Genomic DNA, 12,435 nt, shown 5'->3' with positions numbered 1-12,435 from the left:
ACATTCCCTCTCTGGCGAGCCGTCTCCAACGTGCTTACACTACAACCCATGACCGATCCATGTCCTATGCTCCCCGGTGCAGGTATGGCTCCGCCGGGCGACCGGACGGGGAGCAGTCGGTCCTGTCCTGTTCCGTCGGATTTCCGGGGACCATGAGCTGCAAGGCGGGACAGCGGCACCATCCGCTCCGGATCCGTCAGCCCCGCCTGTCGGAAACGCTGCCCGGGCTCGGCCGCCCGCCTCTGGTCTTCAACGTGGCCCTTCCGCCCCCCGATCTTTCATCGTGGCGCGCACCTCCTTCGGGCGTGCCGGGCGTCTGGGTTTTCGATTCGGGACGCTCCGGCCCGGAGATGGTCATCACGGCCATGGTGCATGGAAACGAATATGCCGGGGGATGGGCGCTTGAAAATCTCCGCAGGCGTGGTCCTGCCCTGTCCTCGGGACGCCTGACGCTGATCCTGGCCAATCTGGAGGCGTTTGATCGCTTCGATGCCGCCAATCCGGTCATGTCCCGTCATGTGGACGAGGACCTCAACCGTCTGTGGCACAACACACGACTGAACAGTCGCGAGCATTCCAGCGAACTTGAGCGCGCCCGTAAGCTTCAGCCCTATATCGCCCGGGCCGACCTGCTGCTGGATCTGCATTCCACGCTCTGGCCATCCGAGCCTTTGTTCATTGCCCCGCCCCGCCAGCGTTCTGCCGAATTCGCCTGCGCTCTGGCCGGGGGCAAGGAACTGCCGCAGACCGTCCTGACGGATCTCGGGCATCACGGCGGATCACGGCTGATCGAGCATGCGCATTTCATGTCGCCGGGCGGCACGGGGCGCAGTTGCCTGCTGGAAGCTGGTCCTCACTGGGAGCCTGCCACTGTCACGGTCATGGAAAGCGCGATCGCACGCCTGCTGGCGGAGGCCGAGACCATCCATCTTCGTGGACAGGCGACAGAGGAGTCGTGCCCGCCGGAAATGGCGGTGGTGACGGACAATATCATCGCCAGGAATGCGGATTTCAGTTTCATCAGGCCATGGGAGGGCGGGGTTACAATCCCCAAGGCGGGAACGCCTCTCGCCCATGACGGGCATGACCTGATCTACACACCCTATGACGAGTGTCTGCTGATCATGCCCAATCTTCGCCCCCGTCGGGGGCAGCTTGCGGTCCGCCTGGCCAGACGGACCGCAGCACTGTTCAGGTCTTAGGCAGAAGCGCGGTCATAGATCGGGAAGCGGTGGCACAGGGCCTTTACTTCCTCATGCACACGGGCCGTCACGGCCTCGGCATTGTCTTCCTCAAGAGCCGCCGTCAACACTTCGTCGATCATACGACCGACTTCGCGGAACTCGGCTTCCCCGAAACCACGTGCCGTCGCTGCCGGGCTACCCAGACGGATGCCGGAGGTTACGAACGGCTTTTCCGGATCGAACGGAATGGCGTTCTTGTTCGCCGTGATGCCAGCGCGCTCGAGAATAGCTTCGGCCAGCTTGCCCGTCACCTTCTTCGGACGCAGATCCACGAGGATCAGATGGCTGTCCGTACCACCCGTGACGATGTCGAAGCCACGGTTCTGAAGCTCGTCGGCCAGCGCACGGGCATTGGCCAGAACGCGCTTCTGATAGGCCTTGAACTCATCCGACAGGGCTTCGCCGAAAGCGACGGCCTTGCCGGCGATGACGTGCATGAGCGGACCGCCCTGCAGCCCTGGGAACACGGCGGAGTTCACCTTCTTCGCCAGATCCGGATTGTTCGTCAGGATGATGCCACCGCGCGGGCCACGCAGCGTCTTGTGCGTCGTGGACGTGGTGATGTCGGCAATCGGAACCGGGTTCGGATACAGACCAGCAGCAACCAGACCGGCAAAATGCGCCATATCCACCATCAGATACGCACCGACTTCATCGGCGATCTTGCGGAAACGCGCGAAGTCGATGACGCGCGGATAGGCAGAGCTGCCAGCCACGATGATCTTCGGCTTGTGCTCGCGGGCCAGCGCTTCCATCTGGTCGTAGTCGATCAGACCGTCTTCGGCGCGCACACCATACTGCACGGAGTTGAACCACTTGCCCGAATAGTTCGGGGCCGCGCCATGCGTCAGATGTCCACCCGCAGCAAGGCTCAGGCCCAGAACCGTGTCGCCGGGCTTGGCCAGCGCCATGAAGGCGGCCTGGTTGGCATTGGCGCCGGAATGCGGCTGCACGTTTGCAAACTCGGCACCGAAAATCTTTTTCAGACGATCGATGGCAAGGTTCTCAACGCGGTCCACATCCACGCAACCGCCATAATAGCGCTTGCCCGGAAGGCCTTCCGCATACTTGTTCGTCAGCACTGAACCCTGTGCTTCCATGACGGCAAAGGAGGCCATGTTCTCCGAAGCGATGAGCTCGATGCCATCCTGCTGGCGCGTCAGCTCCTCGTTCAGGATGGTGGCAACTTCGGCATCAACCTCCTTGAGGGGGGCATGAAAGAAACGATTCAGCGTGGACTGGCTGGCGTGTTCCGACATCGTGGTCCATTCTCCAGGGTGAGTTCGGCATGTGACTAGCCCAGATTGCCTGCCTCGGCAAAAACAATCCGCCTATCAAACGAGGATCCTTCATGACCACTCCGCTCTGGCGGACCAAACCCGTATCTTCCGCAGCTGACAGCCAGACTGGCCTCAAGCGTGTCCTCGGCCCGTGGCAGCTCGTTGCTCTGGGCGTCGGTGTGACGATCGGTGCTGGCCTTTTTTCCCTTACGGGCGTCGCCGCCGGCCAGAATGCCGGCCCGGCCGTGACCCTCTCTTTCGTCATCGCAGCGGTGGCCTGCGGCTTTGCGGGCCTGTGTTACGGTGAGCTCGCCAGCATGATCCCTTCTGGCGGCTCAGCCTATTCCTACGCCTATGCCTCGATGGGTGAGCTGATCGCCTGGATCATCGGCTGGGACCTCGTGCTGGAATATACCGTGGGCGCCGCAGCCGTTGCGTCCAGCTGGTCAGGCTATCTTGCGTCGTTGCTGGGGGGCTGGGGCATCCATATTGATCCGCGCCTGCTGGCAACGCCAATGACGCCCGTCACGATGCCGGATGGAAGCATGGCCTCGGCCTGGTTCAACCTTCCGGCCGTCTGTGCGCTCTGGGGCGTCACGGCTCTGCTGATGCGAGGTGTGAGTGAATCCACGACCATCAATACGATCGTCGTCTGCATCAAACTCGCCGTCATCGTCGCCGTGATCGCGGCCTGCGCACCACATATCAGTTTTGAGCACTACCATCCGTTCATCCCGCAGAATACCGGTACATTCGGACAGTTCGGCATGTCCGGCGTCATGCGGGCCGCCGGCATGGCGTTCTTCGCGTATCTGGGCTTCGACATCGTCTCCACTACGGCACAGGACAGCCGCAATCCGGCGCGCGACATCCCCATTGGCATTCTGGGAAGCCTGCTCGTCTGCTCCGTGGTCTATGCCGTGTTCTCGATGGTCCTGACGGGCGTGGTCGATTACCGCGCAATGGCCAATGATCCGAGCCCCGTTGCGACAGCCATCGATGTCGCCCGCATGCCCTGGCTGGCCAGTCTCGTGAAACTCGGCATCACAGCCGGCTATATTTCGGTCCTGTTCGGGCTGCTGATGGGGCAGGCCCGCGTCTTCCTTATCATGTCCCATGATGGTCTGCTGCCGCCCGTCTTCTCGCGTCTCAATGCCCGCACCCATACGCCCTGGACCTCACATCTGATGTTCGCAGCGCTGACCAGCGGGCTTGCTGCGGTGCTTCCGATTGGTCAGCTCGGCAATATGACGTCCATCGGCACCCTGCTTGCCTTCATTATCGTCTGCATCGGCGTCCCTGTGCTGCGAGCCAGATATCCCGATGCCCCGCGACAGTTCCGGGTTCCGGGTGGCCTGCTCGTTCCCGTGCTCGGCATCCTGTCCTGCGGTGCGGTGATGGTATCGCTCGACAGGTTGACCTGGATCAGACTTGTTGTCTGGCTTGCTATTGGACTTGCCGTCTATTTTGCGTACGGCATCCGCAACAGTCGACTTTGCAGAAGCGAAAGTTAGGAGCATGATCGGGGGTATGAGCAATGCAGCATACCCCCTCTCCCGCCCGCGGCGTAATCGCCACGATGATTTCACCCGCCGTCTGGTGCAGGAACATCGCCTGCATGTCGACAACCTGATCTGGCCAATCTTCGTCTGCGAGGGCGAAAACCAGCGCCAGAAGGTCGACTCCATGCCGGGCGCCGAGCGCGTCAGCGTGGACAATGTCGTCGAACACGTCCGGCAGGCCGTGGACCTCGGCGTCCCGGCCATCGTCATTTTCCCCGTGACACCTATGAGCGTCCGCGACGCCACCGGTACCGAGGCCCTCAATCCGGACAACCTGATGTGCCGCGCCTCGCGCACCATTAAGGAAGCCTTTCCTGATCTGGGTATCATCGGCGACGTGGCGCTCGATCCGTACACCGATCATGGCCATGACGGCGTGATCGAGAACGGCCGTATCCTCAACGACGCCTCTGTCGAGATCCTGCGTCAGCAGGCCCTCAATCAGGCCCGCGCCGGCAATGACATCATCGCCCCGTCCGACATGATGGACGGCCGCGTCAAGGCCATCCGCGAAACGCTCGACGGCAACGGCTACGACACGACGCGTATCATGGCCTACACGGCCAAGTATGCCTCCGCCTTCTATGGCCCGTTCCGTGATGCCCTGGGTTCCGGTAGCCTGCTGCACGGAGACAAGAAGACCTATCAGATGGATCCGGCCAATTCCGACGAAGCCATGCGCGAAGTCGAGCAGGATCTGCGTGAAGGTGCGGACATGATCATGGTCAAGCCAGGCATGCCGTATCTCGATATCATCCGTCGCGTCCGTGAGCGCTTTGAAGTGCCGACCTTCGCCTATCAGGTGTCTGGCGAGTACGCGATGCTGATGGGGGCCATCCAGAATGGCTGGCTTGATCGGGACCGCACGATCATGGAAAGCCTGATCGCCTTCAAGCGCGCTGGCTGTAACGGCATCCTCACCTATTTCGCGCTGGATGCAGCACGTCTCCTGCGGGACGAACGCTGAAAAACCGGCAGATACGCGGCGTTCAGTCCTATTATACGGGGCTGAATGCCGAAAACATTGCAGCCCGCCTCCTTGAGGAGCGCGGGCTGACAATTCTCGCACAGAGACTGCGAACGCCTTACGGCGAACTCGATATACTGGCGGCAGATTCGGAATGGCTGATTGCCGTTGAGGTCAAGCAGAGACGCAGCCTGCAGGAAAGTGCGTTATGCCTGACAGCTAGGCAGTCTCAAAGGCTGATGGAAGCCTTCAACTATATTCTGCTGACAAAACCGGACTGGAACAGGCCCAGCACCCGGTTTGATCTGATCGTTGTTGATCCGTCAGGTCAGGCGCGACGCATCCAGGATGCGCTGCGCCAGTTCTGAAGGATCAGGTCCGGCGAACGCGTGCGTGGCGGTGTGCCGAGGCAACTGCGACACGTGCGTGAGCGATTGCATGCGGACGATAGGCCACGTTACGGACAACCGCGTGGGAGCTGTTCCAGGCAACGGCCGTATTATGCGACGTCGTGCGACGTGCAAGGGCATGATGGAAAACGACGTGGTGATAGACCGGCGTGGCGGTCAGTGCATCGAAGGTCAGCTTGCTGGCTTCGTAATCGGTGATTGCCGGACGGGCATAGGCCTTGCCTGCCCCCATGCAGATACCGACGCCCATGATACCCAGAGCAATTCTGCCGACCCAGTTCCGCGCCATTGACGTTTATCCCATCCCGTTCTGATGGAACCAGCCTATGCGCTGAACTCGGGGTTCGACAACCCCTGTTGGGAAAGTTTCCGAAAAAATCAAGGTCCTGCCACTTTTCGCCGCTTCATGGCTGAAATGTGGCAGGAGCAATGCTTAAAAAACGCTGAATTCGGCGCTTTTCGTGATGACCGTGCCCGAATCAGGCGTTGGCGGTCGTGATACCTTTTTCGGTCAGCAGAGTCTCGAGCTCGCCGCTCTGGTACATGTCGGTCACGATATCGCAGCCACCGACGAACTCGCCCTTGATGTAGAGCTGCGGCACGGTCGGCCACTGGGAGAAATCCTTGATGCCCTGACGCAGTTCGGCGCTTTCAAGGATGTTGCAGGTCTCGAACGGAACGCCGAGATGCGTGAGGATCTGCACCACGCGGGCGGAGAAGCCGCACTGCGGGAAGAGCTTGTCACCCTTCATGAACAGCATGACCGGATTGGCGTCGATCAGGTTCTGGATATGCTGGAACACGGTTTCGGACATTGGATTTTCCTTGTTTCGGCAGGGCGGACGATGGGCCCGCGCCTGCTGTCTCAGTGCTCGTCTGGAAAAAAGGACGTCAGCCCCGGCTCTTAAGGGGTGAGCGTCTTGAGGGCCATCGCATGCAGTTCAGTGCCCATGCGGGTTCCGAAAGCATCATAGACCAGTTTGTGCTGCCGCACACGCGAAAGACCACGGAAGGCCTCACTCGTGACCGTGCAGGCATAGTGATCCCCGTCCCCGGCGAGATCTTCGATCTCGATCCGGGCATCGGGAATGGCGGCAAGGATCGTGCGTTCGATTTCAGAAGCTGCCATCGGCATGAAAATCAGGCCCCCTCACCCATGAACCGCGGGAAGAATGCGGCATTGATCTCCCGGAGACGTTCGGCACTGACGCGGACAGTGCCCGGAAGCTCTAGATCGGTGCCGCCCGAACGTCCCAGGCGCATTGCCGGAACGTTGGCCTTCTCCGCCGCTGCGACAAGGGCTGCGCCATCGGAAGTTGCAATAACATAGCAGCCCTGGTCCTCACCGAACCAGAAAGCATGCGCTGCAACGTCCGTCGGAGCAGCTTCCAGCGTGCAGCCAACGCCGCTCGCCATGACCATTTCCGCCACCGTCACCAGCAGACCACCATCGGCAATGTCGTGACAGGCCGTCACTGCACCTGCGCCAATCTGGGTGCGTACGAAGTCACCATTGCGACGCTCCACCGCAAGATCGACCACTGGCGGCGCACCGTCTTCACGCTGGCAGATCTCGCGTAGCCACAGGGACTGCCCGAGCTCGCCGCGAATGCCACCAACCAGCACCAGATCATGGGCATCCGGCATCGCAAGTCCGATGGACTTCGATGCATCGGCCAGCACACCAAGCGCGCCGATCGCCGGCGTCGGCAGGATCGCCTGAGCTTCACCGGACGGAGAGCGCGTTTCGTTGTAAAGCGAGACGTTGCCGCTCACGACCGGGAAGTTGAGCGCACGGCAGGCATCACCCATGCCTTTGATGGCATCGGCGAACTGCGCCATAATTTCCGGACGTTCCGGATTGCCGAAGTTCAGGTTGTCCGTCACGGCCAGCGGGGTTGCGCCCGTTGCCGTGATGTTGCGCCATGCTTCGGCAACAGCCTGTGCACCGCCCGTCTTCGGATCAGCCTGGCAGTAGCGCGGCGTGCAGTCCGTCGTCAGGGCAAGACCCAAACGCGTGCCTTCGACGCGCACAACAGCCGCATCGGCCGCACCCGGACGACGGGCCGTGTTGCCACCAACAGAGCCGTCATACTGGTTCCAGACCCAGGCGCGGGACGCCAGATCCGGGCAACCGATCAGCGTCAGAAGCGCTTTCTCGATCCCTTCCGGGTCAGCCGGTGTCTCGATCCGCGCCGGTGCCGTCAGAGGCACGGTCGGGCGGTTATAGACCGGCGCTTCATCTGCCAGCGGGGCCAGCGGAATATCGGCCTCGACCTCGCCCTTATGGCGGATCGTAATGCGGCCCGTATCGGTCAGTTCACCGATGACGGCGAAATCCAGCTCCCACTTTGCGAAGATCGCACGGGCAACCTCGGTCCGCTCGGGCTTGAGGACCATGAGCATGCGCTCCTGGCTCTCGGACAGCATCATCTCGTAAGCCGACATGTTCGGCTCACGCTGTGGAACGGCATCAAGGTTAAGCTCGATACCCACGCCACCCTTGCCGGCCATTTCAACGGCAGAAGATGTCAGCCCTGCGGCACCCATGTCCTGAATGGCCACGATCGCATCCGTCGCCATCAGTTCCAGGCAGGCCTCGATCAGCAGCTTCTCGATGAACGGATCGCCAACCTGAACGGTCGGACGCTTGGACGCAGCTTCCTCGTCGAACTCCGCCGAGGACATGGTCGCACCATGAATGCCGTCACGCCCCGTCTTGGAGCCGACATACACGACCGGATTGCCCACGCCAGCCGCAGCCGACAGGAAGATCTTGTCCTGCTTGGCCACACCCACCGTCATGGCGTTGACGAGCGGATTGCCGTCATACGCCTTGTGGAAGTTGACCTCGCCCCCCACGGTCGGAACACCGACGCAGTTGCCGTAGCCGCCAACGCCACGGACAACGCCATCGACGATGCGACGCGTTCCCGCATGTTTCGGATCACCGAAACGCAGAGCGTTGAGGTTTGCAACCGGGCGCGCGCCCATCGTGAACACGTCACGCAGGATGCCGCCAACGCCCGTCGCCGCACCCTGATAAGGCTCGATAAAGGACGGGTGGTTGTGGCTTTCCATCTTGAAGACGGCGGCCAGACCCTCGCCGATATCCACGACACCTGCGTTCTCGCCCGGCCCATGGATAACCCACGGCGCCTTGGTCGGCAGCGTCTTGAGATGGATGCGGGACGATTTGTAGGAGCAGTGCTCGGACCACATGACGGAGAAAATCCCGAGCTCCGTAAAGCTCGGCGTCCGTCCCATGATCGTGACAAGTTTGTCGTATTCCTCGCCGGTCAGTCCGAAAGACTGGGCAAGCTGGGCATCAATCGTCACACTCATCCGACAAGAGCCTCCACAAGGCCTTTGAAAAGCGGCACGCCGTCGGTTGCGCCGATTTCGGGGTCAGTCAGGTTCTCCGGGTGCGGCATCAGGCCACAGACACGGCCGTTCTCGCTCAGGATCCCGGCGATGGAGCGCGTGCTCCCGTTGGGGTTGGTCGTGCGGTCATCTTCCGAAACCACACCATCCGCGCCGCAATAACGGAACGCCACGCGGCCTTCGCCTTCAAGGCGCTTCAGCGTCTCGGGCGAAGCCGTGTAGTTGCCGTCACCATGGGCGAGCGGCGCGCGGAACACATCGCCGCGCGCCCAGCCCCGCGTATAGGGCGCAGACGCGTTCTCGACCTTCAGGTGACAGTCCTGCGACAGGAAGCGCAGACCCGCATTGCGCAGCAGCGCACCCGGCAGCAGATGGGATTCCGTCAGGATCTGGAAGCCGTTGCAGACGCCCAGAACGTGACCGCCCTTGCCCGCGAACGCCTTGACGTCACGCATGATCGGCGAATGGGCGGCCATGGCGCCACTACGCAGATAGTCCCCGAAACTGAACCCACCCGGCAGCACCACGAGGTCCAGATCACCCAGCGAGATCTCCCCGTGCCAGATCAGACGCGGCGCCTGCCCCGTGACCAGCTTCAGGGCATGGACCATGTCGCGCTCCCGGTTCGTGCCGGGAAATACGACGATACCTGCCTTCATTTCTGGCCCTCCGCCGGAGCGGAAGCCGCATGACACGGATAGGTGTCGTGCAGGGCGCGATAGACGGCTTTGCCTGCCGGTTCCGTCAGCGCGTCGTTATGTGCATGCAGCCAGGCAACAACCAGACCGCGGACCTGCGGTGCGGTCTGCTGGGCTGGCACGCAGAATGCCACCGGAGCGGACTCATCATGCGCAAAGCTGTCGTATTTCTTGGCCCAGGCCTCGCCGTCCATCAGGCCGGACAGATAGGCGTCGCATATGCCGATGGACGACTTGCTGGAGCACATCTGGCCCAGAGCCTTGCCCGAAACCTTGGACACGCGCTGTGCGTGGGCCGGGGCTGCAACGAGAGCCGGCGCGGCCACAAGGCCGGCCAGCAGGAACATCGCGGAAAGCCGGGTCATTCTGCCACCTCGACGCTGAAATCTTCGATGACTTCATTGGCCAGCAGAGCACGCGCCATGGCTTCACCCTGCGCCAGCGCATCGGCGGCATTGTCGGCTGGAACTTCAAGCTCGACGACGCGGTTGATGCGGACTTCGCCCAGCCCCTTGAAACCAAGGGTTTCGAGAGCATGGCCCACGGCCTTGCCCTGCGGATCGAGAACGCCGTCTTTCAGGGAAACAAAAACACGGATTTTCACTGAACTGCCTCCGGACCCTTGAGGTCACCATTCCCGGACTCGGGCAGGATCCCGAGACGCTTTGCCACTTCCTGATATGCTTCCTCGACGCGACCCATGTCACGGCGGAAACGATCCTTGTCCATTTTCTCGTTCGTCTTGGAATCCCACAGACGACAGTTATCCGGCGAAATCTCGTCCGCCAGAAGAATGCGCATCTCCTCGCCTTCCCAGATCCGACCGAATTCCAGCTTGAAATCGACAAGCGTGATGCCGACGGCCGTAAACATGCCCATCAGGAAATCGTTCGTCCGGAGCGCCAGCTGGTTCATGTCGTCCATGTCCTGCGGCGCGGCCCAGTTAAAGGCGGCAATGTGCTCTTCGGAGACCATCGGATCGCCGAGTGCATCGTTCTTGTAATAGTACTCGATGATCGTGCGCGGCAGGCGCGTCCCCTCGGGGATGCCGAGCCGCTTGGACAGGGAGCCCGCCGCCACGTTGCGCACCACGACTTCAAGCGGGATGATCTCCACTTCGCGGATGAGCTGCTCGCGCATGTTCAGCCGGCGGATGAAGTGGGTCGGGATGTTGATCTCGTGCAGCTTCAGCATCAGGTACTCGCTGATGCGGTTGTTCAGCACGCCCTTCCCGGTGATGATGCCGCTCTTCGCGCCGTTTCCGGCGGTGGCGTCATCCTTGAAGTACTGAACGAGTGTGCCGGGTTCTGGGCCTTCAAAAAGAACCTTGGCTTTGCCCTCATAGAGCTGGCGGCGGCGAGCCATGAGCAATCCTTAGCGTTGCGCCGTCCTGACAGGAAATGCGGACGGCTGGAGCAGCGACGAATTGTGGTTCCATAGCATTGCGGAACCGGAACTGCGAGTGTGCGGGGCGCAGGAAATCCACGCCCCGCAGACCTCTCAGTCAAAGATACGGGCGAAGATGCGATCCACGGCGCGCAGATGCTGTGCCGGATCGAACGCCTGATCGAGAATCTCCTTGCTGACACGACCGGAGACTTCCGGATCGGCCTCAAGGTTTTCGCGGAAGGTTTTGAAGCCCGGCTTGCCCAGCTTCGTCCATGTTTCCATGGCGTTGCGCTGCACGATACGATAGGCGTCCTCGCGCGAAATACCGGCACGGGCCAGCGTCAGCAGCACTTCGCCGGAATGGACGACGCCACCGAGGCTCTCCATGTTCGCAATCATCTGCTCGGGATAGACGACCAGCTTTTCCATCATCCCGGCCAGACGGATCAGCGCGAAATCCAGACCGATCGTCGCATCGGGGCAGATGTTGCGCTCGACGGCGGAGTGGCTGATGTCCCGCTCATGCCACAGCGCGACGTTTTCCAGCGCCGGGATGACATGCGAGCGGATCAGGCGCGCCAGACCCGTCAGGTTCTCCGACAGGACAGGGTTGCGCTTGTGCGGCATCGCCGAACTGCCCTTCTGCCCCTTGTGGAAGAACTCTTCCGCTTCCCGGACTTCCGAACGCTGCAGATGACGGACCTCGACGGCCAGACGCTCGATGCCGCTGGCGATCACGCCGAGCGTGCAGAAGAACGCGGCATGACGGTCACGCGGAATGACCTGCGTGGACACGCTCTCGACAGCCAGACCCAGCTTGTCGGCCACATATTCTTCAATTTCCGGATCAATATGGGCATAGGTGCCAACAGCGCCGGAGATGGCGCAGACCGCGATTTCCTTGCGTGCCTGGATCAGACGGGCGCGGTTGCGGGCGAATTCGGCGTAGTGGCCGGCGATCTTCAGGCCGAAGCTGGTCGGCTCGGCATGGATGGCATGGCTGCGGCCGATCGTGACCGTGTTGCGGTGCTCGTAAGCGCGGGCCTTCAGCGCGGCGAGAACGCGATCCAGATCTTTCAGCAGCAGATCGGCGGCCTGCGTCATCTGAACGGACAGGCAGGTATCCAGCACGTCCGAAGACGTCATGCCCAGATGGACGAAACGACTGTCGGGGCCGACCTTTTCCGCAAGCCAGGTCAGGAACGCGATGACGTCATGGCGCGTTTCGGCTTCGATCTCGTCGATGCGGGCCAAATCCGCATCGGAGAACGCAGCCATGGCGGCGTCGCCCTTCTCGCGGATGGTCTTTGCTGATTCGGTGGGAATGTCACCCCGTTTCGCCATGGCTTCGCAGGCAAGGGCTTCGATCTCGAACCAGATGCGAAAACGGTTGGCGGGAGACCAGATGGCAGTCATCTGCGGACGGCTGTAACGGGGTACCATGGGAACTCCGGATGCGGGGTGGGGCTTTACGGAGGCTCCTTAGACCAAATACGAAGAT

General features: G+C 61.6%; 14 protein-coding genes. 4 read left to right on the top strand and 10 right to left on the bottom strand.

The window, feature by feature from the left end; genetic code table 11:
* Nucleotides 1-152: 152 nt before the first annotated feature.
* Nucleotides 153-1,202, top strand: a complete 1,050-nt coding sequence (locus GLS_RS12450) for a M14 family metallopeptidase (RefSeq protein WP_041112461.1) — start codon at nt 153-155, stop codon at nt 1,200-1,202.
* Here GLS_RS12450 and glyA read toward each other — a convergent pair.
* A complete protein-coding gene (gene glyA / locus GLS_RS12445; protein WP_041112460.1) occupies nt 1,199-2,503 on the bottom strand; it encodes a serine hydroxymethyltransferase in 1,305 nt (434 codons plus the stop codon). The genes GLS_RS12450 and glyA overlap by 4 nt on opposite strands.
* A gap of 92 nt (nt 2,504-2,595) precedes the next feature.
* Between glyA and GLS_RS12440 the strand changes: the two genes are divergently transcribed.
* Genes GLS_RS12440 through GLS_RS12430 form a run of 3 tightly spaced genes read left to right on the top strand, consistent with a single transcriptional unit; the run spans nt 2,596 to nt 5,421 of the window.
* Nucleotides 2,596-4,038, top strand: a complete 1,443-nt coding sequence (locus GLS_RS12440; protein WP_041112459.1) for an APC family permease — start codon at nt 2,596-2,598, stop codon at nt 4,036-4,038.
* A 16-nt stretch (nt 4,039-4,054) separates the two neighbouring features.
* The gene (hemB, locus tag GLS_RS12435) at nt 4,055-5,053 is read left to right on the top strand and encodes a porphobilinogen synthase (RefSeq protein ID WP_041112921.1); all 999 of its coding nucleotides are present in this window, start codon (nt 4,055-4,057) and stop codon (nt 5,051-5,053) included.
* Nucleotides 5,050-5,421 carry a YraN family protein gene (locus GLS_RS12430; protein ID WP_319424407.1) on the top strand — a complete coding sequence of 124 codons (372 nt, stop codon included), beginning with the start codon at nt 5,050-5,052 and terminating at the stop codon, nt 5,419-5,421. Before hemB ends, GLS_RS12430 begins: the two co-directional genes overlap by 4 nt.
* Nucleotides 5,422-5,425: 4 nt before the next feature.
* On the opposite strand, the gene GLS_RS12425 is transcribed toward GLS_RS12430, so the two are convergent.
* The 9 genes from GLS_RS12425 to purB all read right to left on the bottom strand — a co-directional run bounded on the left by GLS_RS12425 (nt 5,426) and on the right by purB (nt 12,377).
* On the bottom strand, nt 5,426-5,752 hold the full coding sequence (locus tag GLS_RS12425; RefSeq protein WP_041112457.1) for a hypothetical protein: 327 nt from the start codon (nt 5,750-5,752) through the stop codon (nt 5,426-5,428).
* A 190-nt stretch (nt 5,753-5,942) separates the two neighbouring features.
* Nucleotides 5,943-6,278 (bottom strand): Grx4 family monothiol glutaredoxin, encoded by a 336-nt coding sequence (gene grxD / locus GLS_RS12420; protein WP_011253809.1) that lies wholly within the window; start codon nt 6,276-6,278, stop codon nt 5,943-5,945.
* Nucleotides 6,279-6,367: 89 nt separating this feature from the next.
* On the bottom strand, nt 6,368-6,598 hold the full coding sequence (locus tag GLS_RS12415) for a BolA/IbaG family iron-sulfur metabolism protein (protein ID WP_011253808.1): 231 nt from the start codon (nt 6,596-6,598) through the stop codon (nt 6,368-6,370).
* Nucleotides 6,599-6,603: 5 nt separating this feature from the next.
* Nucleotides 6,604-8,808 carry a phosphoribosylformylglycinamidine synthase subunit PurL gene (gene purL / locus GLS_RS12410; RefSeq protein ID WP_041112456.1) on the bottom strand — a complete coding sequence of 735 codons (2,205 nt, stop codon included), beginning with the start codon at nt 8,806-8,808 and terminating at the stop codon, nt 6,604-6,606.
* Nucleotides 8,805-9,506 carry a phosphoribosylformylglycinamidine synthase subunit PurQ gene (gene purQ / locus GLS_RS12405; protein ID WP_041112455.1) on the bottom strand — a complete coding sequence of 234 codons (702 nt, stop codon included), beginning with the start codon at nt 9,504-9,506 and terminating at the stop codon, nt 8,805-8,807. The genes purL and purQ overlap by 4 nt, the downstream gene beginning before the upstream one ends.
* The gene (locus GLS_RS12400) at nt 9,503-9,910 is read right to left on the bottom strand and encodes a Rap1a/Tai family immunity protein (protein ID WP_041112454.1); all 408 of its coding nucleotides are present in this window, start codon (nt 9,908-9,910) and stop codon (nt 9,503-9,505) included. Before GLS_RS12400 ends, purQ begins: the two co-directional genes overlap by 4 nt.
* Complete coding sequence (gene purS / locus GLS_RS12395) at nt 9,907-10,149, bottom strand: phosphoribosylformylglycinamidine synthase subunit PurS (RefSeq protein WP_041112453.1); 243 nt, start codon at nt 10,147-10,149, stop codon at nt 9,907-9,909. The genes GLS_RS12400 and purS overlap by 4 nt, the downstream gene beginning before the upstream one ends.
* On the bottom strand, nt 10,146-10,910 hold the full coding sequence (gene purC / locus GLS_RS12390; RefSeq protein ID WP_011253803.1) for a phosphoribosylaminoimidazolesuccinocarboxamide synthase: 765 nt from the start codon (nt 10,908-10,910) through the stop codon (nt 10,146-10,148). Before purC ends, purS begins: the two co-directional genes overlap by 4 nt.
* Before the next feature lie 135 nt (nt 10,911-11,045).
* Nucleotides 11,046-12,377: an adenylosuccinate lyase gene (gene purB / locus GLS_RS12385; protein WP_041112452.1), complete on the bottom strand. Its 1,332-nt coding sequence runs from the start codon at nt 12,375-12,377 to the stop codon at nt 11,046-11,048.
* Nucleotides 12,378-12,435: the final 58 nt, after the last annotated feature.

The organism is Gluconobacter oxydans DSM 3504, from assembly GCF_000583855.1.
Classification (GTDB): Bacteria; Pseudomonadota; Alphaproteobacteria; order Acetobacterales; family Acetobacteraceae; genus Gluconobacter; species Gluconobacter oxydans.
This window is presented reverse-complemented; position numbering and strand designations above follow the sequence as displayed.

Bases quoted from the DNA above. Each gene is read 5' to 3' on its own strand.
- GLS_RS12450 (WP_041112461.1), top strand. From the start codon at position 153: ATGAGCTGCAAGGCGGGACAGCGGCACCATCCGCTCCGGATCCGTCAG.
- glyA (WP_041112460.1), bottom strand. From the start codon at position 2,503: ATGTCGGAACACGCCAGCCAGTCCACGCTGAATCGTTTCTTTCATGCC.
- GLS_RS12440 (WP_041112459.1), top strand. From the start codon at position 2,596: ATGACCACTCCGCTCTGGCGGACCAAACCCGTATCTTCCGCAGCTGAC.
- hemB (WP_041112921.1), top strand. From the start codon at position 4,055: ATGAGCAATGCAGCATACCCCCTCTCCCGCCCGCGGCGTAATCGCCAC.
- GLS_RS12425 (WP_041112457.1), bottom strand. From the start codon at position 5,752: ATGGCGCGGAACTGGGTCGGCAGAATTGCTCTGGGTATCATGGGCGTC.
- grxD (WP_011253809.1), bottom strand. From the start codon at position 6,278: ATGTCCGAAACCGTGTTCCAGCATATCCAGAACCTGATCGACGCCAAT.
- GLS_RS12415 (WP_011253808.1), bottom strand. From the start codon at position 6,598: ATGCCGATGGCAGCTTCTGAAATCGAACGCACGATCCTTGCCGCCATT.
- purL (WP_041112456.1), bottom strand. From the start codon at position 8,808: ATGAGTGTGACGATTGATGCCCAGCTTGCCCAGTCTTTCGGACTGACC.
- purQ (WP_041112455.1), bottom strand. From the start codon at position 9,506: ATGAAGGCAGGTATCGTCGTATTTCCCGGCACGAACCGGGAGCGCGAC.
- GLS_RS12400 (WP_041112454.1), bottom strand. From the start codon at position 9,910: ATGACCCGGCTTTCCGCGATGTTCCTGCTGGCCGGCCTTGTGGCCGCG.
- purC (WP_011253803.1), bottom strand. From the start codon at position 10,910: ATGGCTCGCCGCCGCCAGCTCTATGAGGGCAAAGCCAAGGTTCTTTTT.
- purB (WP_041112452.1), bottom strand. From the start codon at position 12,377: ATGGTACCCCGTTACAGCCGTCCGCAGATGACTGCCATCTGGTCTCCC.